This window comes from Stenotrophomonas sp. GW821-FHT02D01, assembly GCF_059421765.1.
Genome location: NZ_JBWKVP010000003.1, coordinates 214769 through 239652 on the forward strand (window position 1 = coordinate 214769; position 24884 = coordinate 239652).

The 24884-nt window shown below is 67.1% G+C and carries 22 protein-coding genes; 6 read left to right on the forward strand and 16 right to left on the reverse strand.

Annotation, left to right across the window (positions count from 1 at the left end):
* Positions 1–83: 83 nt before the first annotated feature.
* Complete coding sequence (locus tag AC07UW_RS08460; protein WP_495211838.1) at positions 84–2879, reverse strand: PAS domain-containing hybrid sensor histidine kinase/response regulator; 2796 nt, start codon at positions 2877–2879, stop codon at positions 84–86.
* A gap of 158 nt (positions 2880–3037) precedes the next feature.
* Here AC07UW_RS08460 and AC07UW_RS08465 point away from each other — a divergent pair, with 158 nt between their 5' ends.
* A complete protein-coding gene (locus AC07UW_RS08465; protein WP_495211839.1) occupies positions 3038–3820 on the forward strand; it encodes a CHAD domain-containing protein in 783 nt (260 codons plus the stop codon).
* A 91-nt stretch (positions 3821–3911) separates the two neighbouring features.
* On the opposite strand, the gene AC07UW_RS08470 is transcribed toward AC07UW_RS08465, so the two are convergent.
* The 13 genes from AC07UW_RS08470 to AC07UW_RS08530 all read right to left on the reverse strand — a co-directional run bounded on the left by AC07UW_RS08470 (position 3912) and on the right by AC07UW_RS08530 (position 17596).
* Positions 3912–4172 carry a hypothetical protein gene (locus AC07UW_RS08470; RefSeq protein WP_025874461.1) on the reverse strand — a complete coding sequence of 87 codons (261 nt, stop codon included), beginning with the start codon at positions 4170–4172 and terminating at the stop codon, positions 3912–3914.
* Positions 4169–5518 carry a TFIIB-type zinc ribbon-containing protein gene (locus AC07UW_RS08475; RefSeq protein WP_495211840.1) on the reverse strand — a complete coding sequence of 450 codons (1350 nt, stop codon included), beginning with the start codon at positions 5516–5518 and terminating at the stop codon, positions 4169–4171. Before AC07UW_RS08475 ends, AC07UW_RS08470 begins: the two co-directional genes overlap by 4 nt.
* A 24-nt stretch (positions 5519–5542) precedes the next feature.
* The gene (locus AC07UW_RS08480) at positions 5543–6691 is read right to left on the reverse strand and encodes an SPFH domain-containing protein (RefSeq protein WP_442243623.1); all 1149 of its coding nucleotides are present in this window, start codon (positions 6689–6691) and stop codon (positions 5543–5545) included.
* 200 nt (positions 6692–6891) lie between these two features.
* Positions 6892–9330 carry an aminotransferase class V-fold PLP-dependent enzyme gene (locus AC07UW_RS08485; protein ID WP_495211841.1) on the reverse strand — a complete coding sequence of 813 codons (2439 nt, stop codon included), beginning with the start codon at positions 9328–9330 and terminating at the stop codon, positions 6892–6894.
* 202 nt (positions 9331–9532) lie between these two features.
* A complete protein-coding gene (locus AC07UW_RS08490) occupies positions 9533–10066 on the reverse strand; it encodes a lipocalin family protein (protein ID WP_032974662.1) in 534 nt (177 codons plus the stop codon).
* Positions 10067–10080: 14 nt separating this feature from the next.
* Positions 10081–11157, reverse strand: a complete 1077-nt coding sequence (locus AC07UW_RS08495; protein WP_248150122.1) for an SAM-dependent methyltransferase — start codon at positions 11155–11157, stop codon at positions 10081–10083.
* Positions 11158–11162: 5 nt separating this feature from the next.
* Positions 11163–11939 (reverse strand): DUF1295 domain-containing protein, encoded by a 777-nt coding sequence (locus AC07UW_RS08500; RefSeq protein ID WP_301863566.1) that lies wholly within the window; start codon positions 11937–11939, stop codon positions 11163–11165.
* Positions 11939–12481: a DUF2878 domain-containing protein gene (locus AC07UW_RS08505; RefSeq protein WP_025874468.1), complete on the reverse strand. Its 543-nt coding sequence runs from the start codon at positions 12479–12481 to the stop codon at positions 11939–11941. Before AC07UW_RS08505 ends, AC07UW_RS08500 begins: the two co-directional genes overlap by 1 nt.
* Position 12482: 1 nt before the next feature.
* The gene (locus AC07UW_RS08510) at positions 12483–13748 is read right to left on the reverse strand and encodes a class I SAM-dependent methyltransferase (protein WP_495211842.1); all 1266 of its coding nucleotides are present in this window, start codon (positions 13746–13748) and stop codon (positions 12483–12485) included.
* Positions 13745–14512: a DUF1365 domain-containing protein gene (locus AC07UW_RS08515; protein ID WP_033831169.1), complete on the reverse strand. Its 768-nt coding sequence runs from the start codon at positions 14510–14512 to the stop codon at positions 13745–13747. The genes AC07UW_RS08510 and AC07UW_RS08515 overlap by 4 nt, the downstream gene beginning before the upstream one ends.
* A complete protein-coding gene (locus AC07UW_RS08520; RefSeq protein WP_134832606.1) occupies positions 14509–15786 on the reverse strand; it encodes an NAD(P)/FAD-dependent oxidoreductase in 1278 nt (425 codons plus the stop codon). The genes AC07UW_RS08515 and AC07UW_RS08520 overlap by 4 nt, the downstream gene beginning before the upstream one ends.
* A 1-nt stretch (position 15787) precedes the next feature.
* Positions 15788–16744: an acyl-CoA desaturase gene (locus AC07UW_RS08525; RefSeq protein ID WP_336028666.1), complete on the reverse strand. Its 957-nt coding sequence runs from the start codon at positions 16742–16744 to the stop codon at positions 15788–15790.
* A gap of 84 nt (positions 16745–16828) precedes the next feature.
* Entirely contained in the window at positions 16829–17596 is a 768-nt protein-coding gene (locus tag AC07UW_RS08530; protein WP_336028665.1) for a hypothetical protein, read from the reverse strand.
* A 144-nt stretch (positions 17597–17740) separates the two neighbouring features.
* Here AC07UW_RS08530 and AC07UW_RS08535 point away from each other — a divergent pair, with 144 nt between their 5' ends.
* The 4 genes from AC07UW_RS08535 to AC07UW_RS08550 all read left to right on the forward strand — a co-directional run bounded on the left by AC07UW_RS08535 (position 17741) and on the right by AC07UW_RS08550 (position 20121).
* On the forward strand, positions 17741–18364 hold the full coding sequence (locus AC07UW_RS08535) for a sigma-70 family RNA polymerase sigma factor (RefSeq protein ID WP_025874474.1): 624 nt from the start codon (positions 17741–17743) through the stop codon (positions 18362–18364).
* Positions 18361–19035, forward strand: a complete 675-nt coding sequence (locus tag AC07UW_RS08540) for a ChrR family anti-sigma-E factor (RefSeq protein WP_025874475.1) — start codon at positions 18361–18363, stop codon at positions 19033–19035. Before AC07UW_RS08535 ends, AC07UW_RS08540 begins: the two co-directional genes overlap by 4 nt.
* A 19-nt stretch (positions 19036–19054) precedes the next feature.
* Positions 19055–19738, forward strand: a complete 684-nt coding sequence (locus AC07UW_RS08545) for an NAD-dependent epimerase/dehydratase family protein (protein ID WP_140225041.1) — start codon at positions 19055–19057, stop codon at positions 19736–19738.
* Between the two features lie 77 nt (positions 19739–19815).
* A complete protein-coding gene (locus tag AC07UW_RS08550; RefSeq protein WP_312400485.1) occupies positions 19816–20121 on the forward strand; it encodes a hypothetical protein in 306 nt (101 codons plus the stop codon).
* Here AC07UW_RS08550 and AC07UW_RS08555 read toward each other — a convergent pair.
* On the reverse strand, positions 20118–20603 hold the full coding sequence (locus AC07UW_RS08555) for a TspO/MBR family protein (RefSeq protein WP_336028657.1): 486 nt from the start codon (positions 20601–20603) through the stop codon (positions 20118–20120). The genes AC07UW_RS08550 and AC07UW_RS08555 overlap by 4 nt on opposite strands.
* An 80-nt stretch (positions 20604–20683) precedes the next feature.
* Positions 20684–22879, reverse strand: a complete 2196-nt coding sequence (locus AC07UW_RS08560; protein WP_336028656.1) for an AsmA family protein — start codon at positions 22877–22879, stop codon at positions 20684–20686.
* A 120-nt stretch (positions 22880–22999) separates the two neighbouring features.
* Here AC07UW_RS08560 and AC07UW_RS08565 point away from each other — a divergent pair, with 120 nt between their 5' ends.
* A complete protein-coding gene (locus AC07UW_RS08565) occupies positions 23000–24853 on the forward strand; it encodes an XVIPCD domain-containing protein (RefSeq protein ID WP_495211843.1) in 1854 nt (617 codons plus the stop codon).
* Positions 24854–24884 lie beyond the last annotated feature (31 nt).

Consider the following 24884-nt stretch of genomic DNA (forward strand, 5'->3'; position numbering starts at 1 on the left):
GTGCCGCGGTAGGCATGCGGTGAAGCATGACCCGGTCGCGCATTCATCCGCTGCCGGCTGCGGCGCAAGCTGCGTGGCGGCCTTCAGCCATCGCCGGCCAGCGCGATCCTTACCCGCGAGGCCAGCTCGCCGATGGTGAACGGTTTGCCGATCAAGTGAACCTGCGCATCCAGCACGTTGTTGTCGACCAGCGCGTTGCGGCTGTTGCCGGTGGCGAACAGCACCTTCAGCTGCGGATGGCGCGCGCGTGCCTGCTCGGCCAGCTGCCGTCCATTGACCTCGGGCATCACCACATCGGTAAACAACAGCGCGACCTCTGGATGGGCCTGCAGCAGCGCCAAGGCGCTGGCGGCGCCATCTGCGGCCAGTACACGATAGCCGAGTTCAGTGAGGGCATCGACCGAGAACGCGCGGACGGCCGCATCATCGTCCACGACGAGAATGTGCTCGCGCCCACCGTGCAGGGCCGGCGCATCGTCATCCGATGCGGCAGCGGGCATGTCGACGTCGGCCAGCAGCCGCGGCAGGTAGACCTGTACCCGCGTCCCTTTGCCGGGCGCGGAATCGAGTTTCACATGCCCGGCCGATTGCTGGACGAAGCCATACACCTGCGACAGCCCGAGCCCGGTACCCTGGCCGACCTGCTTGGTGGTGAAGAACGGATCGAACGCGCGCGCCATCACCTCCGGCGTCATCCCGTTGCCGTCGTCGGTCACCGCGATCACGACGTAGTCGCCTGCAGGCACGCCGGCATGCGCCGATGCGGTGTCGAGGTCGACGCGCTGGTTGCGGGTCTCGATCTTCAATCGGCCGCCGGAGGGCATCGCATCGCGCGCGTTGACCGCCAGGTTCAGGACCACGTTCTCCAGCTGGTTGGCGTCGGCATGGGTCCACCACAGGCCCGCGCCGAGTGCGGTTTCAAGGATGATGCTGCTGCCAAGGGAATGCACCAGCAGGTCGGTCATGCCGGCCACCAGGCGGTTGGCATCCATCGCCACCGGCTGCAGCGGTTGCTGGCGCGAGAACGCAAGCAGGCGCTGGGTCAGCTGAGCGGCGCGCTGCGCGCCATCAAGGGCCATTTCAATGTACCGGCTGGCGCGCGCGTCGCTGTCGCCGAGGCGCAGCGCCAGCAGGTCGAGCGGCCCGATCACCGTCGCCAGCATGTTGTTGAAGTCATGGGCGATACCTCCGGTCAGCTGGCCCACCGCCTCCATCTTGCGGCTCTGCCGAAGCGCCTCTTCCACCCGCAGGCGCTCGGCGACTTCGGCCCGCACACGTGCCTCCAGCTGCCCGTTCAGCTCCTGCAGGCGCGCATCGGCGGCCTTCCGCGCGGTGATGTCGATGGCCACGCCCAGCACGCGCACGCACCTGCCGAACTCGAAGATGCCGCGGCCCTTGGCGGCGACCCAGCGGACGATGCCGTCCTCCTTGCCGACGGTGCGGTATTCCACGTCATAGGTCTTGCGTTGCTCGGGATCGCAGGCGGCGGCGAACGCGGCCAGGGTTGCCGCGCGGTCGTCCGGGTGCAGTCCGGCACGGAAGTCGTCCATGGTCACCGGCGCACCGGCGGAGATGCCGAACATGGCCTTGGTGCGCGCCGGCCAGATCAGCACGTCCTGCACCATGTCCACGTCCCAGAACCCTTGCTCGCCTGCTTCGGTGGCCAGCCGCAGGCGCTCTTCGCTGTCGGCCAGCGCCGCTTCGGCGGCCTTCCGCCCGGAGAGATCCAGCATGGCCCCGATCATCCGCAGCGGGGTGCCATCAGCGTCGCGCAGGACCGTTCCGCGATCCAGCACCGACGCATAACTGCCATCCGCGCGCTGGAAACGGTACTCGTCCGTCCAGCCGCTGCCGTTCCCCTCGATCACGGCGTGGATGCCGTGATCGAGGCGTGCGCGGTCATCGGGGTGGATGTGCCCCAGCCACCATTGCGCGGTCGTGTTCTTTTCCGTGTGGCCGAACAGGCTGGCCAGCGCTTCGTTCCAGATCACCTGGCCATCGGCGATGCGCCAATCCCAGATGGCATCGTTGGTGGCCTGTGCGGCCAGCCGGTAGCGCTCTTCGATATCGCGACGCTCGGCTTCGGCGGCCTTGCGGTCGGTGATGTCCAGCGACGTACCGACCAGGCCGATCACGGCGCCATCGGCGTCGCGCAGCGGCGATTTGGTCGACAGCCACCAGGCCCGGCGACCATCGGGGAAGCTCACTTCCTCCTCGAGCTGCTCGCTGTTGCCGCTGGACATGATGCGCTCGTCGGTCGCCATCACCGACGCCGCCTGGGCGGGGTCGCCCAACAGCTCGGCATCGGTGCGCCCGATATATTCCCCCGGCGGCAGGCCGATCAGCTCGGTGGTGCCGTGGTTGCCGATCAGCAGCCGGCCTTGCCGATCCTTGGCATACATCACGCCCGGTGCCGCCTCCACGAACGAGCGCAGCAGCGCCTGCGCCTGGTCGCGCTCGGCCTCGACGCGCAGGCGCTCATCGATGTCGATCAGCACGCCCGGGAAACCCAGCGCGCGGCCCTGGGCATCCATATCGACCCTGCCGATGCTTTCCAGCCAGTGATAGCTGCCATCGGTGGCGCGCGCGCGGTACTGGTGGGCAAAGCGCCCGCCCGCCTGCACGGTCTGCTCAATCGCCGCCGACAGCGCGGGCAGGTCATCGGGATGCACGGCGCCCAGTACGTCCTGCAGGTGCAGTTTCCGCTGCGCCATTGCCGGGTCCAGGCCGAAGGCGCGGGCCAGGGCTTCATCGACCGTGAGCTGGTCGGCCTGGACGTCCCAGAACCAGGTGCCGACGATGGCCCCGGCGGCCAGTGCCATGTTGACGCTGTCGGTGGCCCGGCTGTCGCGGGTGGCAAATGAGGGCAGGGACGTCACGTTGATCTCGAGCGGGAGGATGGGTGCTGCGCCAGCGTGGCGGGATCAGCACGGGCGAAGGGGCGCAAGTCTAGGCAGCGCCGCGTCACGGCTGCGTGGTGCCGGTGCCCGACGGGGCGCAGGCTACACTGCGGCTCCCATCCCGGCAGGGAACACCGATGCCCGCAGCAGAAGCCGGCGAGGCCTTTCGCCAGAGAGCGCTGCATGAGTGTGCCGCGATCGCTGCGGCGTTGTCGTCGGCATCCGACCCGCACCCGGCCATCCATTCCGCGCGCAAGGCCATCCGCCGATTGCGGTCCCTGTTGGCGCTGCTGGAGCACGCAGCGCTGGACGTCGAGACTGCCGACCTGGGATTGAAGCGCCTGGGTGATGGCCTGTCCCGCCTTCGCGATGCGCATGTGGTGGTCGAGGTCGCCCGGCAACTGCAGGAGCGGGTTGCCGATCCGCGATGGAACGGCGTCATCCGGATGCTGGTCCTGCGTCGTGAGGGGCTGCTGCAGGCGACCCTGCAGCGTGACCCGGGGTTTGCACGCCGCCTGCGTGTCCTGGCAGCGGTGCAGCAGCAGTTGGCGGTCCAACCCTGGCATCAGCTGCGGCGTGGCCCGCTGCGCCAGAATCTTGAGCGTAGCTGGCGCCGCGTGGACAAGGCTGCCGCACGGGCGAAACGCGACGGCAGTGCCGCAGCGGTCCACCGCTGGCGCCGACGCGTGCGCAAGCTGCGCATGCAACTGGATATCGCCTGCGACCTGCAGCTGCACGTGCCGCACAGCAGGCCGCTGCACGCCTCGGGGCATCGTTACAAGGCGCTGCATCGGCTCAGCGACGAGCTTGGCCGGCAGCAGGACCTGCGGCTGCTGCGCAACCTGGTGCGGGCGATGCCTGCCAGTGACGGCAAGCGCTCAGTGATGCAGCAGATCAACGGAGAGGTGGCGCCGGACTGAATCGAGGGGCATCGGAACATACGGCCACCTGACGTTCCGGTTTGCTTCGAAGGCTGGGAGGGTCCCAGCCCCCGAAGCGCTGGCGGAGCGTTCAATCGTCTCCGCTGCTCACCCGCGCCACCCGCTTTCGATACTCATACACGTTGTCGCCGCGGATCCGCTTTTCCTGCGTGCCCGAGATCGAATCGACCCGGCGATCCGAGCCGGTCACCGGCTTGGCATCGATCTCGGTCTCGTGCTCGAACGAATGCGATTTGTCGGTGTTCCGGTAGAACCGGTACAGCGCCCAGTACAGCGCAGTTGCGCCGGCCGGGCCTGCGGCCAACAACCAAAGACCACTGTCATCACTCATGTGCTGGCCACCAGGAAGGCAATTGCGAGGGCTTCGATGATCGTGCCGGCGGTCAGCGCCGCCAGCAGCATCTTCCACTGCTGCACGGGCACGCTGCCCATGGTTTCACCGGTCCGGCCGTTCACCGCGATGTAGTGCAGCATGCCGCCGTTCTTGCCGGGCTGGTGGTACGAATACAGCCACACCGGCAGGTACATGGCTACCCAGCGGGTGCCGTGCACTTCCAGTTGCTCCTGTTCCCAGCGCACGCCACGGTCGTAACGGCGCACCGTGCCTTCCACCTGCGCGCGGGCGATCGACAGCAGCTGGTCTTCCAGTCGCGGCCGCAGCTTTTCGACGTCCAGGTTGCGCTTCTCCGAAGTGAACCCCGCCAGGTACGAGGCGTTCCACTTCACCGCGTTCTTGGTGTCGAACGGCAGAATCGTGTTGATGATGTTGTTGGTGTTGGCGCGCGTGTCCAGGTTGCCGCGCTCGGCAGAGGATTCCAGCGGCAGGTCGTCCACGGTGAAATCGACCTGGCGTTCCACCTGGTAGATATCCGCGTCGTAGTAGGTCTGCTTGTTCTTCTCGGTGCCACGGGTGTACTCGCGGGTCTTGATCTCACCCTTGCCAGCCACCGCTGCGCTGACATTGCCGTCGACGATCATGTAGGGCAGGTACACGCCCACCACGTTTTCCGGGGTGAACTGTTCCTTGAACGCCTTGAGCGCGAACATCCGGCGCTTGTCGACGAACTGGCGGATGCGCGCGACCGCATCCTCCTTCTTGATATGGAACGGCAGCACGGCGTCGGGCACCGCGCCGTTGGCGATCTGTTCGTTCACGCCGAACACATGCCGGCACCAGTGGCAGCGCGCCGTCATCGTGCTTTCGGTGTTGACCGTGACTTCGGCGCCGCAACCGGTGCACTTGAAGGTCATCAGCGCCGAGGTGTCGGCATCGATATCGCGTGCGCCCGATGCGATGACGGTGCCACGCAGCTGGTCGATGGCTTCACCCAGCCCGAATTCCTCCTCCACCCGCGCGCCATGCCATTCGTGACGGCAGTACAGGCAGACCAGGATGTCGGTGCCCAGTTTGGGCCTGATGTCGGTGGCGCCGCACTTGGGGCAGCGGTTGAGGCCGTCTTTCAGTTCGGCCGCAGCGGTGTCGATGGCGACCGGGTCGGGCGCCTCGACTTCGTTGCGGATGGCCTCAGGCAGCTTGGAGGTATCCAGCGGGAAGCTGCCGGGCAGGGGAGGAACATCCTGCGGCGAACCGGGGCCGTCCAGCACCGCCGCCGGCAGGGGCGGGGGTGCTGAAGCGGATCGGGGCAGCGGCGGAGGCGTGTTTCTGGGATCGGACATGGTGGTTGCGCGTCCTGCGTCTTCTTACAGTCCCAGCGCCTTGGCCTTCAGCGCGTCGTAGTCGGTCTGGGTGATCAGGCCCAGGTCGAGCATTTCCTTGGCCTTCTTCAGCTTGGCTACCGGGTCGTCGGCGGCAGGGGCGACCGGGGTTGCCGGCTGCTGCAGGTTGCCCGCGCCGAACATGCCCGACGCCATGCCCACGCCGACAAGGCCGGCGGCACCGCCGTTCTCACCGGCGGACTGGATGCCCTGGGCGACGCTGGCCTGCAGGTTGGAATTGCCACGCGAGCCGGACAGCGCATCGGCGCGCTGCACGGTCTTCAGCAGTTCGCGGGTGTTGGCGTCGTACTCGATCGAGACGATGGCGGTCTTGACGATGGCCAGGCCACGATCGGACTTCCACTGGTAGCCCTGTTCGACGGCGGCCGACAGGCTCTGCGCAAAGCCCAGCGAATCCTGCTGCAGCTTGGTGATGCGGTTGCCCTTGCCCGGATCGTTGGTGTACAGGCTGAACGCCGGCGCCAGCGAACCCACCACTTCATTGAACAGCTGGCTGGCAGCGGCATTGTCCAGGTCGGTGAAGTCGAACACCTGGCCCGGCCGCAGGTAGCTGGCCGGCACGAAGTTCTTCACGAACAGGATCGGGTCGACGATCTTCAGCGTGTACGAACCACGGGTGACCGCGCCGACCTGGGTGTTGAGGAAACCGTCGTCCCAGTAGATTTCCGACTGGGTGCCGAAGCGGTTGTCCGGCAGTTCCTTCAGCGAAACAAAGAAGGCGGCCTGCTGCGAGCCCGGCTGGCCGCCGAACTTGAAGCGCTCCCAGCTCTGCTTGATGAAGGTGCTGACCAGGCCGTCGCCGGCGAAGATCGACTGCGAGTTCAGATCGTCCGAGCGCCACTCGTAGCCACCCGGCTCGGCCACGAAGGCAGTGATCGCGCCATCCTGGAACAGCAGCAGGCCGTAGCCCTCGGGGACGACGATCTTCGAACCGTTGCTGATGATGTTGGAGGAGCCGCTGGTGTTCGAACCGCGCCCGGCATTGGTGCCCTGCGGCACCGCCGCGAACAGGGCTGCCGTGGACGGCAGGCCGGTCGGCACGGTGTAGAAGTCCTTCCACTGGTCGGCCAGCACACCGCCGACTGCACCCTTCACCGCTTGTACCAGACCCATGACCCACTCCCTGTAGTTGCCGGACAGGCACCACGCCTGTCGTGCTCGGCTGACTATAGAGGAGGCAGGCTGCATGCGGCTAGCGGACGGGCAGATCCCCATTCATCTCGCGTCACAGGCCAGGTGCGGTTGATCAGGCCGTGTCTGGACTGTCGGCACCGCGCCGCCGACAGTCCGCCCGGGCACGGCCCCGCAGCGATTCAAGCCTGCACAGTGCTGGCAACCCGGGGTTCCGGAGCCGGTGCCGATGATTGCTCCATCACACATTCCAGGCCTGAAGCATCTGTGTCCAGCAGGCAGGTGGCGAACAGCAGGAAGCGATAGGCATCGGTGAAATTCGATCCCAGCCCGAACGAAATCCTGACCGCACCGCAATCACCCTTCTCCAGGATCTTCTCGTCGAATGTGGTGCAGTCGAGAATCTTCCCGGTCTTGTCCAGTTCACAGTGCTCGGCGCCTGCGGTAGCGTAGGTCGCCTGCTGGACGGCGCCCAGGTTGCAGAAGCAGCCATTGCGCAGGGTGATGCCGAACCGGTCTGCGGCGCGCTTGATGCGGGCGTGCGGCAGGATCGAACCATAGCAGTCGAAGAAGTTCAGCATCAGCGTCGCGCCCCGCTGCGCAGCGGGCGGGCCATAGATCTGGCACAACGGCAACGCGCCGCCGATGTGGTGGCGAAGCGATGACAGCTGCGACTGCAGCCACTCGGCCAACGCACGCGAGCGCAATGCGACCGCTTCCACTCCGCCCAGCGCAGCCACGAATTCAAAGCCTCTGGCGATGGCCGGGAAGGCGGCGTAGTTGGGCGTGCCGACTTCGAATCGCTGGCCCGCATCGCGGTACAGCAGGCGATCGGTGGGTGACCATGGCCCGGAGTAGTAGCACACGCCACCACCGGCAAACGACGGCGGTTTCAGCAGGTCGAGTGCGGTCCGCCGGGCGAGCAGGCAACCCGCGCCGGTGGGGTAGCCGAATATCTTGTAGAACGATGCCACCACGAAATCGGGGTGATGACGGCCGCAGTCAAGCCGGTATTGCGGCACCAGGGCTGCCGCGTCACACAGCACCGTCGCGCCATGCGCCTGGGCCCGCTCGATCCAGGCCAGATCGTGCCGGGCGCCGGTCGCATTGGATTGCGCGGGAAAGGCGAGCAGATGCGGGGCGCCGGGCTGCAGCCGCTGCAACGCGCGCCACATCAGCCCTTCATGCAACAGCAGCTCGTCATCCAGCGGAATGTACTTCACCTGTGCGCCCTTCGCCGTTGCGTACTCGCGCAAGCCGTGTACCGAGGTGTGATTGTCCTTGGTCAGCAGTGCCTGCGACCCGGCCTGAAACGGGAATGACTCGGCCACCAAACGGATTGCACTGCTGGCATTGGCGGTGAACAGTATCTCGTACTCCTCCGGCGTGGTTCCGAAGAAGGCGTGGATCTGCTCACACGCCCCATGAAGCGCGTCCTGGGATGCTTTCGATCCGCTGTGCGGATTGCCGAGAATCGTCCGCTTGAGTGCCTGGTAATCCTGCTCAAGCAGGCTGTCGGGTGGCAATGTTCCGCCCACGTGATCCAGATAGGTCACCTGTTGCTCATCCAGCCGCGCATATTCCTGCTGACGCATGGCCTCGACCTGATCATGGGGATAATCGGGGTGGTCGGCGAGAAACCGTGCGCGAGCGCTTTCGAAGCCGCGCATCGCGCACGCGTCCTGCTGCAGCGGCAGGTGGAACGCCAGCAGGGGTGAGAAATCCGGTGCCCGGAGGGCGGCCTGCGCAGGGGTGTGTGCAGCATCCACACAGCCGCGCAGCAACCAGGCTTCCACCTGGTAACGCCGGTCTGGCACTGCTGCATGGACGGCATCCAGCATCGCGTCCAGATAGCGTTCCCTGCTGGGGGCGTCGCACTGGTTGAACTCCTCCAGAAGGATGCAGGCGTTGAACAGGAACTCGCGCACATCGGCGTCGCCCATGGCAAACGCGAGGGGCCGCAGTTCAGCCATCTCGCCCTCGCGCGGGGAAAGTCCTTCGATCGCGAACGCGCGTGTGATGGGCGACGGGTCGGTCAGGCTCAGGGCTGCATCCATCAGCCGCGAGGGCATGCCAAAGTGCTGCCGGGACTGTTCGCGGGCCAGCTCGAACAGCTGGTTGTAGTGGAATGCCGTGGCGTAGACCCGTCCGCCAGGGCGGAGCACGCGCCTGAACTCGCGGGCGACGCGCGCCTTGTCCGGCGGGAACATCAGGCCGAACCCGCAGACGATGACGTCGAAGCTGGCGTCGGCGAAGGGCAGCTCCGCCATGTCCACATCGGCAAGGAGGGGCACGTTGCGCTGCACCTCATCGCTCAGCACGCTGCGTGCCACGTTCACAGCGATCGCTGAAAGATCGGTGGCGACCAACCGTAGGCCGAGCGGCCTGCTCAGGTGCTGGTAAAGGTTTGCGGTGATGACCCCGGTGCCGCAGGCGACCTCCAGGACGTCGGACGCGTTGAAACCGGCCCGGATGTCGCCAGCGATCTCCTCGGCCAGCAGCTTTCCGTAGGGACCGAAAATGCGCTGGCTCAGTACGCGCTCATAGAACTCCATGAACGTGCTGAGCGACCATTTCCGTTCGGATACAACCTTGCACTGATGCGGCGAGACATCCTGCATGGCACGCTCCCTGTGGCCGGAGGCCGGTGAATCTTCGCCGCCTTTATTGCATGGGAGTAAATGTCTTTAAGTGATATTAATCACATAAAGCGGGATTGATAATCCTTGAAAGGCCGGGCAGCCCTATATTCCCCCATTCATGGGGCAATGGCGCCATTCGGCGCTAGCGTCATTCTGTTCTGGAGCATCGCTTCGCGCAGGGTCAGCGCACCGACTGCGGCACACGGCGCAGCTTGCCGGTGTCGTATCCCATTGCCTGGATGCGGGCGACCGCCTGCTGGTAGTCCGCCTCGCTCACCTGCGGCGTGCGCGCCATGTACCACACGTAGTCACGCTTGCTGCGGGCCACGATGGTCTGGGTGTAGCCCTCATCCAGCCAGGCGATCAGGTATTCGGCCTGGATGGGCCAGATGAACTGCATTCCCCAGACCGCACCATTGCCGTGTTTTTCCACACGGCCCACCGGGTGCATCGACTTCTGTGGCGACTGGAAGCTGCCCTTGCGATAGGTGAAAGTGGTCTGGATGCGGCCATCGGCCTGCAGCGCGTAGCTTTCCACCGCGTCGAAGGCCTCGCGCTCGGGCCGGGACGGAATATGGGCGATGACATACCAGTCGCCCATGAAGCGCGGCACGTCCACCTTCGGAGGCAGCGGGATGGGGCGGGTGTCGTGGCTGCTGCAGCCTGCGCCGAACAGGGCAACGGCCAGCAGCGGGAACAGCGATGCGATACGCATGAGGGCGGTCTCCTTCAACGCGGGCGGAACAGGTAGTGGGCGACCAGCCATTGCTGGCCGTCGTCGTAGCCGAACAATTCGGCGCAGGCCATCCAGAACATGCGCCAGCGCTGCCACCAGATGCGTGCCGCCGCTTCGTCGCCATAGGTCTGTGCCAGCACCGGCAGCAGCTGTTCACGGGCAGCATCCTGGTTGGCCAGCCAATGGTTGGCCGTGCGCTGGTAGTGCGTGCCGTCCAGCAGCCAGCGCTGGTCCAGCACCAGGTCGCGCTGGAAGTGCAGCAGCGTGTCCGCTGCCGGCATCAGGCCGCCGGTGAAGAAATGCCGGCCCATCCAGTTGTCGTCGCCCTCGGTCTCGAACGGATACATCAGCGTGCGATGGGCGAAAATGTGCACGAACAGTGCACCGTCCGGCTTCAGCCAGCGGGCAATGCGGCCCAGCAGGCGGTCGTAGTTGCGGACATGCTCGAACATCTCCACCGACACGCAGCGATCAAACGCAGCGGCAGGCAGGTCCAGCTGGTTGACGTCCCGGGTGAGTACCTCGACGTTGCCGAGCCCGCGCGCCTCGCACTGCGCCAGGATATGGCTGCGCTGGCTGTGCGAGTTGGAGACGGCGGTGATGCGCGCGTTCGGGTAGCGCTCGGCCATCCACAGCGTCAGCGAGCCCCAGCCGCAGCCCAGCTCAAGAATGTCCTGGCCGTCGGCCAATCCGGCGCGCTGCCCGTACAGCTCCAGCATCGCATCCTCGGCCTGGTCCAGCGTCTCGCGGCCGGTGCGGTAGTAGCAGCTGCTGTACTTCAGGCGATGCCCCAGGCAGCCCTGGAAGAAGGCGGCAGGCACCTCGTAATGCTGGCGGTTGGCCGCATCCACGTGCAGTGCCAGTGGGCTGCCAGCGAGCTCGGCGATACGGCGGCTGAAGCGCTGGGCCTGCTCCTCCATGCTGCCGCTCGACTCCTCGGCCAGGCGTTGCGCACACAGGCGGCGTATGCCCGCGCGCAGCGCCGCATCGGGCAGCCAGCCACGCTCGGCCCAACCGGTAAGGCCGGCTTCCGTATCGGCAACCGGAGCAAGGGACGGGGTGCTGTTCATCGGGATCACTCCTTGGGGTTGCGCGGAAACCAGGGGAAGAACATCGGGGTACTGCGCTGGTAGTCGCGATAGTCATCGCCTCGACTGCGCAGCGCCTGTTTCTCGGTGAAGGGAACGCCACTGAGGTAGCGCAGGAACACGTACATCAGCACCGGCCCGGACCAGGCCAGCCACCACAAGGGTGAGCCGGCTGCCAGCAGTACATAGGTGAACCAGTGCAGCCACTCGAAGAAGTAATTGGGATGGCGCGTGTACCGCCACAGTCCTTGGCGGCAGGTCCGGCCCCTGTTCGCCGGGTCGGCGCGGAAGCGTGCCAACTGACGGTCTGCCAGTGCTTCGCCGCCCACGCTGAGCAGCCACACGACGACCGCCGCTGCGATCCAGCCAGGCATGTCGCTGTGGGGATTGCCGGCCACGGCCGTGAACGGCAGCGCAAACAGCACCACCAACAGCGCCTGCGCCATGAAGAAGCCGAAGATCCTGCCCTGGTGTCCGTGCCAGTGTTCGCGCAGATAGCGGTAGCGACCGTCTTCTTCCTCGCTGCGTACGCGGCGCCACAGATGCAGGGCGAGACGACTTCCCCACAGGCCACCGAGCACGGCCAGTGCGATGCGTGGCTGCAGCGCGCCATCGCCCAGCCATGCAAGCAGCAGCGCGCCTGCCGCCACGCCCTTCGCCCACAGGACATCGACGATGCCGATGTTGCGGTGCCTGCGCTGCCAGGTCCAACCCCAGGCCATGATCAGCACGGCGTACAGCAGTACCCACCACAGAATGCTCATCAGGCTGCTCCGATCAATGGGGTGTCACGATTGCTGGGCGTTCCGCGACGGGCGACGGCGCACAGCAGCGACAGTGCCACGCACCAGCCCAGCGCCAGTGTTGCCACGCCCAGCCAGGCCGGGGCGGTGAAATGTACGGCCTGGAAACCCCGCGCCGCGGACAGATACGCCAGCGGCGCCAGCAGGCCCAGGGCCACCGGCAGCATCCAGTGCCGCTGCAGGAACGCCATCGACGCCGTCAGCGTCATCGCAAAGGCCGCCCACAGCGCGAAAATCCACGGTGGCGGCACCCATCCAAGCGGTGCGGCGGCGTACTGCACAGCACCGCTGGCTGCAGCGCTGCCATCCACCAGCCAGGCACACCCCAGCGCGAGCAACAGCAGGCGCAGCTCCAGGCGTGGCCGCGTCGAGGCAAGCAACTGGCTGCCGACATAGAGTGTGGCCGACAGCAGGGCCGGCCATTGCCAGCCGCGGCCGGCTCCGGCAACGGCGCACAGCCATACCAGCTGGTTGCCGATTACGTTGACCCAGGTGCGGCGCATGTCAGCTGGCCCGTTGGCCATGGACGTCCGCCTCGGGACGGTAGCCCGGCCGTGCCAGCAGCAGATGGGACACGCCGATCGAGCGCTCGAGGAAGCCGCCCTCGCAGTAGGCCAGATAGAACTCCCACAGCCTGCAGAAGCGGTCATCGAAACCCTGCGCACGTACCGCCGGCAACTGCGCCAGGAAGCGCTGCCGCCAGGCGCGCAGGGTGAGTGCATAGGAGTGGCCGAAATCCTGCTGGGCGATCAGCTGCAGGTCGCAGGCCCGGGTCTTGGCGGCCAGGATGGCGTTGATCGAGGGAATGAAACTGCCGGGGAACACGAAGCGCTTGATGTAGTCCACGCTGCGACGCGCCTGCTCGTAGCGCTGGTCCTCGATGGTGATGGCCTGCAGCAGGGCCACGCCATCGGGCTTCAGCAGCCGCTGCAGGGTGGCCATGTAGGTGTCCAGATACTCGGCACCGATGGCCTCGATCATCTCGATCGACACCAGCTTGTCGAACTGGCCCTGCAGATCACGGTAGTCCTGCATCAGCAGGGTCACGCGCTCCTGCAGGCCCGCCTCGGCCACACGCTGGGCGGCAAGCGCGTGCTGTTCGGCGGAGATGGTGGTGGTGGTCACATGGCAGCCGTAGTGCTGGGCGGCATGCAGGGCGAACCCGCCCCAGCCGGTACCGATCTCGACGACGCGATCACCGGGTTGCAGCTGCAGCTGCTGGCAGATGCGGTCCAGCTTGCGGCGCGAGGCGGTTTCCAGCGAGTCGCCGGCATCGCTGAACACCGCCGAGGAGTACATCAGGTCCGGCGACAGGAACAGCGCGAAGAAGTCATTGCCCAGATCGTAGTGGGCGGCGATGTTGCGGCGACTGCCTTCGCGGCTGTTGCGCCGCAGGCGGTTCCAGCCGCGCAGCAGCCAGCCACCGATCCGCGCCGGCCCGCGTTCCATGCCATCCAGCAGGTCGCGGTTGCGTACCAGCAGCCGCACCAGGGCCACCAGGTCATCGCAGTGCCAATCGCCGTGGATGTAGCTCTCACCCGCGCCGACGCTGCCCTGCGCGGCCACCTTGCGGTAGAACGCCATGTCGCTGATGGTCACCGTGGCCTGCAGTGCGCCGGCACGATCACCGAGGACGACCTCGCCCAAGGGGTCGCGCACCCGCAGCCCGCCTTCGCGCAGCGGCGCCAGTACCGCCAGCAGCCTCCGGCGCAGGAATGCGTCCACCGCGCCGGGGCGGGGCAGGGCAACGGAAGGATTCAGCTCGTTCATCGCGGTTTCTCGGCAAGAGCGGGGTGGTCATGCACGGGATTGCGCTTCAGCCACAGGCGCAGTGCCTGCCAGTGGATGGCGGCTACCACCTGCACGGTCATCAACGGGTAGAACGCCAGTACCCGGGCCAGGCCGCGGCCATCGAGCGGGCGTCGCTGCATGGCCTGGGTGGCATCGAACTGCCGGACACCGTCGCGCCAGACCTGCATATGCACGCGCAGGTCATCGCCGGGCGCGGTGAAGCGCCAGTCGTAGCGGCAATCCATTGGCATGAAGGGGGAAACGTGGAAGGCTTTGTCGAACTGCCAGCGCAGGGCACGCCCCTGCGGCTGTGCGCTTTCAACAGGCAGCACATAGGCGTGCCGTTCCTTCCACGGCGTGTTGGTGATGTCGGCGACGATGCAGTCCAGGGTGCTGCCGTCGGCCCGATAGCAGTAATAGAAGCTGACCGGATTGAACACGTGGCCACCGAAGCGCAGGTGCGCCAACAGCCGCACCGGGCCGTCCGGGCGCCGCCCCAGCACGGTCGCGGCATGGTCACGCACGGCGTCTGCAAGCGATGTCCTGGGATCGCCGAGATAGTCGCTGCGGCGGAACTCTGCCAGGTTGCGGCGCCCGACCGACCACAGCCAGCGCCCGGCAAATACCTGGTCCAACTCGTCCAGGTCCAGCAGCAGCTGCGCGATGGGGTAGCGGAAGGCATGCGGATGCGGATGGTGCCGGCGGTGCACCACCTGCCCGAAGTAGAGGGCGCTGGCGCTCACGCGGCCACCTCCACCTGCAGGGGAGGCGGCGCGCCGGCATTGCGCAGTTGCAGCGCATCCACTACGCGGCGGGCACTGCGGATTCCATCTTCGTGGAAGCCCCAGCCCCAGTACGCACCCGCAAACCAGGTGTGCCGCCGGCCCTGCAGTTCGGCCCAGCGCCGCTGCGCGTCCACCGCAGCCGGATCATGCACCGGATGCGCGTACTGCAGACGGCGCAGCACCTTGGCCGGATCGATGGCCTCGCTGCGGTTGAGGGTCACCACCAGCGGCGTATCACCGGGCAGCCCCTGCAACAGGTTCATGCAGTAGCTGACCGTGCAGGGTGCGGTGGGGTCGCGCGGTACATGCGCGTTCCAGGCCGCCCACGCCTTGCGGTTGGCGGGCAGCAGGGAGGCGTCGGTGTGCAGTACGGCCTCGTTGGGTTGGTAGCGGATCGCGCCGAGCACCGCATGCTCGATCGGATCGGCGTCGGCCAGCAGGGCAAGGGCCTGGTCGCTATGGCAGGCCAGGATCACTTCATCGAAGCCTTCAATGCCGGTTGCGGTGTGTACGCGTGCACCCCAGGGCATGCGCTCGACCGCATGCACCGGGCATTCCAGCCGCTCATGCACCCGCCAGCGCGCACGCAGGGCGTCCACGTAGCGCGCCGAGCCGCCCTTGACCACGCGCCAGGGCGCGCGCCCGGTCATCTGCAGCATCTGGTGATTGGCCATGAACTGCACCAGGTAACGGGCCGGGAAGTCCAGCACCTGCGCGGTCGGCGAGGACCACAGCGCCGAGGCCATCGGCAGCAGATGCTCCTGCACGAACGCTTCGCCATAGCGCTGGCTGTGCAGGTACTGGCCCAGCGTGGGGCCCTGCTCCTCGCCCAGCAGCAGGGGCGCGTCGCGATAGAAGCGCCGCAGGTCGGCCAGCATTCCCCAGAAACGCGGTGAGAGCAGGTTGCGGCGCTGGCAGAACAGGCCATCGAGCGATGTGGCGTTGTACTCCACGCCGCTGCGCTCGCTGTGCATCGAGAAACTCATCGTGGTGGGCTGCGAGTCCACGCCAAGTTCGTCGAACAACGCCGACAGCAGCGGGTAATGGTGCGGATTGAAGACGATGAACCCGGTGTCGACCGCCATCCTGCGGCCGTCCACTGTCACCTCGTGGGTGTGGGTGTGGCCGCCCAGATAGTCGTTGGCCTCGAACAGGGTGACGTCATGCTCGCCGTCCAGCCACCACGCACTGGCCAGACCCGCGATGCCGGAACCGATGACCGCGATACGCATGTCAGTGCCTCGCCTTGGCCAGTACCCAGGCCGGGATGGGCTTGAGGCCCTTCACCAGGCCCAGCGCAGCCATTGCGCGCAGGCCATACCAGCTGATGTCGATCTCCCACCAGCGGAAGCCCTGGCGGGCGGTGCCGGGAAAGAAGTGATGGTTGTTGTGCCAGCCTTCGCCGAAGGTCAGCAGCGCCAGCCAGAGGTTGTTGCGGCTGTCATCACGGGTCTCGAAGCGGCGTCGGCCGAATCGGTGCGCCAGCGAATTGATGGTGACCGTGGCGTGGAACAACACCACGGTGGAGATGAAGAAGCCCCAGACCAGCAGCTGCGGGCCGGAGGTATGCAGGCCTGGCGCCACACGCTCGAGCACCGCACCCACGCCATACAGCGCAGCGGCCAGCAACACCGGAACCACGGTGTCGAACCGGTCCAGCCAGCGCAGCTCGGGGTAGCGGGCCAGATCGGGAATGCGCTGCAGATCGGTGGCAAAGGCACTACGGGTGAGGAACCAACCCATATGGCTGTGCCAGAACCCGCCCTGGCGCGGGGAATGCGGGTCCTGCGGTTGATCGGCGTGGCGGTGGTGGTGGCGGTGGTGCGCTGCCCACCAGAGCGGGCCACGCTGCACGCTGGCGGCGCCGATGACCGCGAACACGAACTGCACGGTGCGCGATGCCTCGAACGTCCGGTGCGAGAAGTAGCGGTGATAGAACGCGGTGATGGCGAACATCCTGATCGCGTACAGGAACACTGCGACGGCAACCGCTGTCCAGGACACGCCCACCCAGATCACCCCGAGGCAGGCCACGTGCAGCAGCGCGAAGGGCAGGGCGCGCAGCCAGTCGATGCGGTCACCCTGGCTGCCGTCGATCGCCGCTTCGCTTCCGGCATCGGTGTCGAACCAGCGCTGGAAGGTGCGCAACAGGCGCGAACGTCTGCGGAGTGGAGGCGCTGCGGATGCCATGGACGGAAGCCCGAGGGAGTCGATTGCCTACCTATACGCGTTGCAGTGCAGGTTGGATGCAGTGGATTGCATCAGACTGCATGTTCACCTGGTCGTAACATCACAGCGCGCTACCAGCGGTCGCTGCAGCTCAGTGCGCCAGCGCTGCGCCGGCTGCTCGGTTGCGGGCGCGGCGAAGCGCACGGTCACCTGCGGATAATCGCCACGTGCATCGCGCAGGTTGCTGGTACCACGGAACTCGAGCAGGCGGCGATCAGCATCGGCGTAGACCAGCGACAGACGTGGGGCCACCGCGCCGAACCAGGTATCAAGGCGGACATTCACCGCATGGGCGGAAAGCCCCTGCCAGCGCACCGGGCCCTGGTACTGCACCTGCACGGGGTAGAAGCGTTGCCGGCCGGGCACCAGAAAAGGCAGGCTGACCGGTGCTCCACCCTGCAGCGTCCGCCAGTGGGCCCGCACGGCGGCATCGAAGCCGGCGTCGATCACGGCATCCGGGGGCAGCGGCAGCTGCCTGGTTCGGGAAGGCGTGGACGTGTCCTCCTTCCAGTCGACCCGGACCACGCCGGGGTCGACCCTCACATCGGCCGCTTGGCCGCTGCGGGCGTCCTGCAGCACATAGCCCCGCACCTGCGGCCGGGTGGCGGCGGGCATCTGCTTGCGGGCGAAAGGTTGGCCCGCAGGGCAAAGGTATTCCACCCAGCGTTCGCTGCCATCGCCGGCGCCGCGCTGCCAATGCACTTCGCGGTAGGCAATGACTCCGTTGGCCAGGGTGGCCACGCCCTCCGAACGCAGCAGCGGCGCGGCCGAAGCGGCGCAGGGCATGCAGAGCAGCAACCAGGCAAGACGCATCGGGGCGATCCATGGGAGGCTTGCGGGCCTGTACGCGCGACGGCGCCGGCTGGATGCACGTTGGCACCCATCCCGGGTGCATCCAACAGGCGCCACCGTGCGTAGAGGGAAGGACTCCTCTTCACCCAACGGCAGCCCCCGCCGATGTACCGTCCTCCCGCCAGTCCCTCCCATCCCTTCGACACCGCGCGGATCGTGTCCAGTTCACAGCAGCCCAGCAACGAGCCAACGAACTGGAACGGCGAGATGGATGGCGTCGCCCGGCTGCGCGATCGTGACTGCTTCATGCGCATCTACGACCATTTCATGCCGCGCCTGTGCATTTATCTGCGTGGCCTTGGGGCACCCGCAGCGGTGGCCGAAGAGCTGGCCCAGGAATGCCTGCTGCGCCTGTGGCTGCGCGCGGCCGAGTTCGATCCTGCCCAAGGTGCGCTGAGCACCTGGTTGTATCGCATCGGCCGCAACCTGCACATCGACCGCGTGCGTCGCGAACGCAGCTGGATGCAGGTGCAGGAAGCCGTGGAAGACGCCGCTGCCGCCGACGTCGGCGAGCGCAGCAGCGCCGAGCAGTTTGCCGACCATGCCCGCCTGCGCCAGCGCATCAATGAACTGCCGGCCACGCAGGCGCGTCTGGTTCGCATGTCCTACTTCGAGGCCAAGAGCCACAGCGAGATCGCGCAGGCGCTGGGCATGCCGCTGGGCACGGTCAAATCACACCTGCGACGAGCGTTCCTGCAGTTGCAGTCGAAGGTCGGGGGTGCACCATGAATCCGCACCACCACCTGCATGAGTCGACGCTGATGAGCTACGCCGCCGGTGCTCTGCCGGCACCGTTGAGCATCGTCGCCGGCACCCATCTGGAGCAGTGCCCGCACTGCCGCCAGCGGCTGCGCGAAGCGGAGGCCATCGGTGCCGCACTGCTGGAGCAGACCCAGCCCGTGGCGGACGAGGCGCGGCGGGCGGGCCTGCGCGAAGCGATGCTTGCGCAGCTCGTCGAGGTCCAGGCCGACGCGGTGCCAGGCCCGCTGCGGTCGATGCCGCGCGAACGCCCCGAGGCGGATCCGGACCATCTGCCGACGTCGCTGCATCCGTACTTCGGCGATTCGCTGGGCCGGCTGCACTGGCGCTGGATGGCGCCGGGAGTGCATTGCATCCGTGCCGAGCAGATGCCGTCGCTGATCATGCTGAAGATCGCGCCGGGCAAATGCCTGCCGATGCACAGCCATGGACGCAGCGAACTGACACAGATCCTGCGGGGTTCCTACAATGATGCGCTGGGTCTTTTCGCGCCCGGCGATGTGGCCGACCTGGACGAGGAGGTCGAGCACCAGCCGGTAACGGCGCCGGGCGTACCGTGCATCTGCGTTTCCGCGCTGGATGCGCCGCTGGTATTCAGTGGTTGGCTGGCCCGCCGGATCCAGCGCTTCGTGAAACTCTAGGCTTCCTCAAGGTCAACGCATGTACGAAACACGCCCGCTGCGGATTCTGCTGACCGGCGCGACCGGACTGGTCGGGCAGGGCGTTGCCCGTGCCTGCCTCGCTTCGCCGCAGGTGGCGCGCACCGCCGCCCTGGTCCGCGGCAAGGCCCCCCTTGACGCGCGTATCGAGCAGATCGTGCTGGCCGATTTCCAGCATGCCCGTGGTGTGGGCCCGCAGCTGGCCGGATTCGATGCGTGTTTCTATTGTGCCGGAGCACCGCCGGTCGGCACCGCCGAGGACGAGTATCGGAAGGTGACGCTCGATGCCACCCTCGCCGTGGCTGCAGCATGGGCCGAGGCGAATCCGGACGGCCGGTTCCTGTATGTCTCCGGCGCCCATGCCAATCCCCACAGCCGGATCATGCCCCTGCGCATCAAGGGCGAGACCGAGGCCGCATTGGCGCAGCTCGCGGTGCGCACCGTCATGCTGCGTCCTGCCGGGGTGCGCCCGGTGGCGGGCACCGGCACCCGTCATGCGGCGTTGAAGCCGCTGTATCGCTTTGGCGGCCCCCTGATGGCGGCGGCGGGCCGCGTCCTGCCCTCACTGGTGACCAGCAACGAAGCCATCGGCCGCGCGATGATCGTGCTGGCGACGATGCCGGAGCCGCCGCCGGTGCTGGAATGTGCGCAGATCAACCGACTGGGTGGCGCTGCTGCAGCCTGATGGGTGCGGTGCACATCTGCTGCACATCGCGCCTACTACAGTCGTCGCTCATCCTTCTGTGACGCATCGACGTGAACCTGCATCCATCGTCTTCCCTGCTTCGCCCATCGCGCCCAGCGCCTGAGAACGGCCGCTTCGACCTGCTGGATGTCAATGCACTGCAGGATCCCGGCAGCGGCCGCATCGTCCATCTGTATTCGCTGGTGGCGCGCTGCCTGTGCTGCGAGGTCGTATTCAAGGCGCAGGAGGGCGATGGGCTTGTCAGCACGTCTGCCGCGCGTGTACTGCGCTGCCCGACCGGCTGCGGTGAGCAGGCCTTCAGGGGCAGCGCGCTGCGCCAGTGGCGGCCCGCAGCGCAAGGCTCTCAGGCATTGCCCGGCTAAAGCGCGGCCGGATTGGCCTGCCACACCGCGTAGTTGAGCGCACTGGCAAACGTCACCCATGCCAGGTAAGGCAGCAGCAGCCATGCCGCCGCCGGACGCACGCGATGGAAGGCGACGATCGTGGCCACGATCAGCGCCAGCAACAGTGCGATGTCAGCGAACGCCAACGCCCCCTGTTTCCAGCCGAAGAACAGCCAGCTCCACAGCACGTTGAGGGCCAGCTGCAGCAGATAGAGTGCCAGCGCAGGCGCGGCCGCGCGCCATCCGCCCTGGCGCCACACCAGCCACGCCGCCAGCGCCATCAATGCGTACAGCACCGTCCACACCGGACCGAACACGCTGGCCGGCGGTGCCCATGCCGGCAACGTCAGGCTTGCGTAGAAATCCGCTGCCGAGATCGAGGCACGCGCGCCCAGTGCGGCCGCCAGAAAAGTGACGATGGCCCAGCCCAGAAGGCCAACTGCTTGCCTGCGGACATTCACGGTGTCTTTCCTCCTGCACTATCGCGAACTGCGGTAGTGCGTTGTACGTAAAGGCGTCGCGACTGGATGCAGCCTTCGGGTCAGTCCGCCGTGCCACCGTCGCTGGCCGCTGCAGCACCGGGCAGCAACGCGGGCCGACCGTCGAACCATTCCCGCGCACCGGCCAGATGCCATTGGCGGCGCTGCCCATCCAGCTCGATGCCGGCACCCAGCAGGCCCCAGCGAAGGTAGAGGTCGCCACGCTTGCGCTGGTCCAGCAGATCCAGCCGCGCACGCAGCGAAAGGCGCTCGTTCTCCGCCTGCAGTCCATCCAGTACCAGATGCCCGGCGCGCCAGCGCAGGCGGGTATGCGCATCCACCTGGCCGGAGTCGAGCAGCGACAATGCCCAGCGCGGGTAATCGCTGCGCTCGGCAAACAGCGCCAGCAGCGGGCCCGCGTCGCGCATGGCAAGATCCGCGCGTGCGTCCACCTGGAACGGTGACTGCGCATCGATGTCACCGCGGGCGATGGTGACCCGGCCCCACCACGGCTGTGAACGCTGCTGCTCACCCACCTGCACGTTGCGCAGCTCGATCACGCTGCCGCCCAGATCGAAGCGGCGCTGGCTGAAATCGCCACGCCGCAGCCTGCCATCAACGCGGGCGTCGCCTTGCAGGCCAAGCCCGGCCACCTGCAGGCGTGCGCGTTGGCTGCGCAGGCGGACACTGCCATTGCCAACCCGGCCTTGGGTATCCAGTTCAACGTCGCCGCTCACCTGGCCAGCGCCTCCCAGCAGCCGCACCTGGCCGTTGCCCAGGTAGCGGTTGTAGGCGGTGAGGTCTGGAATGCTTGCGTCATCGAAGCGCAGCTGCGCGCGCACGCCCTTGCGCAGCTCGCGCAGGCGACCGTCACCGGTGAGTGTCAGTGCCAGGTCGCGCCCATCGAACAGCGTGGCACCCTTGGCGCCGCCTGCACGCGCATTGAACGTGGGAAGCTTCACTGCCAGTACGGCGTGCGTCGGCGTCCCGGCCTGCAGTTGGCCATGGGCGCTGGCCGTTCCCTGCATGTGCACGCCGGCCACTTCGGCCACCGCCCGCGCTGCAGGTATATCGACGCTGCTGCCAGCGGCCAGCTCGCCGTTCTGCAGGCGCAGGTCGGCGCGCAGCACGCCACCGCCCTGCAACTGGAACCAGGGTTTCTGCACGAACAGTGCGGGAATCCAGTTGAGCGAGGTGAAGGTCCATTCGCCCTTGACCGTTCCGGAGGTGCGGCCCAGCATCTCGCCGGGTTCGGCGAATGGAATGTGCCGCCCGGTGATGGTCAGATCCGCGTCCAGCGCAGCGCCTGTGCCCTCGCGCTGCGGCAATCGCGCCTGCAGGCGGATATCGCGGGCGGCATCCAGCTGCACTGCCAGCGTTCCGCGGTCGGGGGCGCCAGCTCCCATCTGCAGGGGAACCCGCCAGACCGCATGGCTGCCGGGCTGAAGCGCGCCCTGGTCCAGGGTGATCGCGGCCTGCAGCTGCCCCGGCACGGCGGCGCTGGCAATGGAAGGACGTTGCGTGTCCGTATCCAGGCGCAGGCCCTGGCTGCGCGCCTGCACCTCCAGCACGGCATGCAGCAGCCCCAGCTTTGCCAGCCCGGGTGCCTGGTCGCGGTAATGCCGTGGGTAGGAGAACTGCGTCTTCAGCTGCATGTCGCCGAGCAGCTGGGTGCCGTCAAGGCTGACGTCGGCATCAGCGAACGCCACCTCCGAGTCCAGCAGTTCCGAGGGACCACCACGCAGCTGCTTCAGGAAACCGACCGTGCCGCTGCCCTGGCCAACGATCAACAGCTTGCCCACGCGGACGCTGCGGATGGTTTCGCTATGAATGGCATCGAACCGCAACGTCCAGCCGCGATCGCCGCGCGGTGGTGAGGGAATGGCCTCCTCCACGCGCGCGATCTCGGCGGCCACCCCGGTCGCGTGCAGCGACGGCACGCGCACCTCGCGCTGGAACAGCGGCAGCAATGCCAAGCGTGCACTGGCGCGGTCTGCGCGCAGCACATACACCGTGTGATTGACGTGGCCGCGCATCTGCACATTCCAGGCGATGACATGCCCCGGCAGCAGCGTGATCGCCGGGCCAGTGGTCATCACGAACTTGTGCGGCTTGCGGTTGGTGACCTGATCGAACAGCGGCGTATTGAGGAAAACATTGCCTGCCAACAGGTACAGCAGATACAGGCCCAGCAGGTACGGCAGCAGCTTGCGGCCGTGACGGCGCCATCGCTGCGGGCGGGCGAGGGAGTGGGGCATGGACCCTCGGCGTGGAATGGGATGGCCATCACTATCGTAGATGCGGCTGCGGCGCGATGTGAACGTGCTGCGCACACCGCGTCCTATAATCAGCGCGTCACTGTTCAAGGAGGTCACGGCATGAATGCCCAGACCAGCAAGGAAGGCGCAACCCAGGATGCGCCGCGCGATGCCGCCTCGGCGTCGTTCGATCCGACCTACACCTCGGCCAACAGCGAGGTGCGGGCCGCCGCCGGTGGTTACTCGGTCACGTTGAACGAGGGCGACGGCGCGTTGAAAGTGGGTACCGAGCACAAGCGCGCAGCGTCCAGTCTCGCATCGCAGTTCCAGGGGACGTCGCTGAACATGGCCGGCAGCCCGACGCCCGATGGCGGCAGGGATTACCTGCTCACGATGGAGTCGGTGGTCGGGGCAAGCGCGAAAGGTGCCGGCTTCCAGGACACCAGCAGCACCGGCGTACGCGGGCGCTACAGGGTCAGCCTGCCCAGCGAGGCGGTGGACGTCGATCCCACCCGCATCAACCCGTTCGATCCGCAGACCATTCCCAAGGGGGGCAGCGTCACCCTGGATGGCCAGCAGTTCACCGGCACCGCACTGGAAGGCAGCTTCCGCAACATCGCCATGCAGAGCCAGACGACCGAGGCGAGCGGTGCCAGCTACCGCGTGGATCGCCTGGATGATGGCCGGGTGCGCGTCACCACCGGGCCGAACGAGGCGGTGGAAGCCTTCAACGGCATGGGATTCAGTGCCGGCAGGTTCAGCGCGATTGCCGGTCGCCAGGACGCGCTCGGTCACGCTGCCGTCCGCACTGCCACGTTCGACCTGGATCAAGCCGAAGGCCGCCAGGCCTATGAACAGTTCATCGACAACGGCACGCTGAGCGGCCAGACCCCGGGCGTGCAGGATCTGGCGACGGTCGAGCGGCTGGGCATGAGTTCGCAGGCGCGGCTGAAGGTCGGCTATGGCGACACGTTCGGCCTGGACCTGGCGGGTGCACGCAACAGCGGCGACGTGGTGCAGGTCAGTCGCGAGGACGGCAGCCGCACCGAACTGCGCAGCGTGCAGTACAACGGCAACCTGCCGGCAACCCGGGTCAGCGCCTACGGCGCCGACGGCCAGGAAGACAGGGCGCAGCGCCGCTATGAATTCACCTTCGACCTGCGCGGCCATGCGCAGGGTGAGCAGATTGCCGGAATGGCCAACGCGGCGCTGTCCGGCGACCCCAGCGGTGATCGCGGACCGGTGAAGGCCGGTGAGCTCACTACCCTGAGCTTCAGCGAGGCCCAGATGCGCACGCTGATGGAGCGTACCCAGTCGATGGTCGGGGACAACCCGATGCTGGGGCCATCGTGGCAGGTGCTTGCAGAGGACGGCAACGGCAGGCCGCAGCAGGATGTGGACGCCTTTGCACTGGGGCTGGCGCGCAACCAGGGGCAATCCACCTATGGCATGGCCGAACGCCTGTTCCATATCGCCGCGGCGGGCGGCAAGGATCTGCAGAAGATCGACGCTGCCGTGCAGGGCGATCACCTGCAGTCGCTCGCGCCGCCCTCACCGCTGCTGCCCCGGCAGGACCCACGGCACACCGTCAGCCCGGACCACGACATGTGGCTGCAGAGCCAAGGCGCGGTGAGCAGCCTCGACCAGGCGATGGGGCGCCAGCCTGATGAGATGAGCGAACGGCTGGGCATGGCCCTGCTGGTCGCGGCCAAGGCCAAGGGCATGCAGCGGATCGACGAGGCCGTGCTCAGTGACGACGGCAGGTACGCGTTCGCGGTGCAGGGCCAGCCGCACGCCGCCGATCGTCAGATCGCCCGCACCGATACTGCGCAGGCAGTGGCTACGCCGGTCAGCGAGCACGTGCGCGAGCTGCAGCAGGGCCAGTCGCTGGCGGCAAGCTCTGAGCAGGCGAGCCAGCAGCAGGAGCGGGAGCAGTTGTCCCAGGAACACGCTGCACGGGCCATGGCGCGTTGACTCGGGCGCGCCAGCCCAGCGGCTGGCGCAT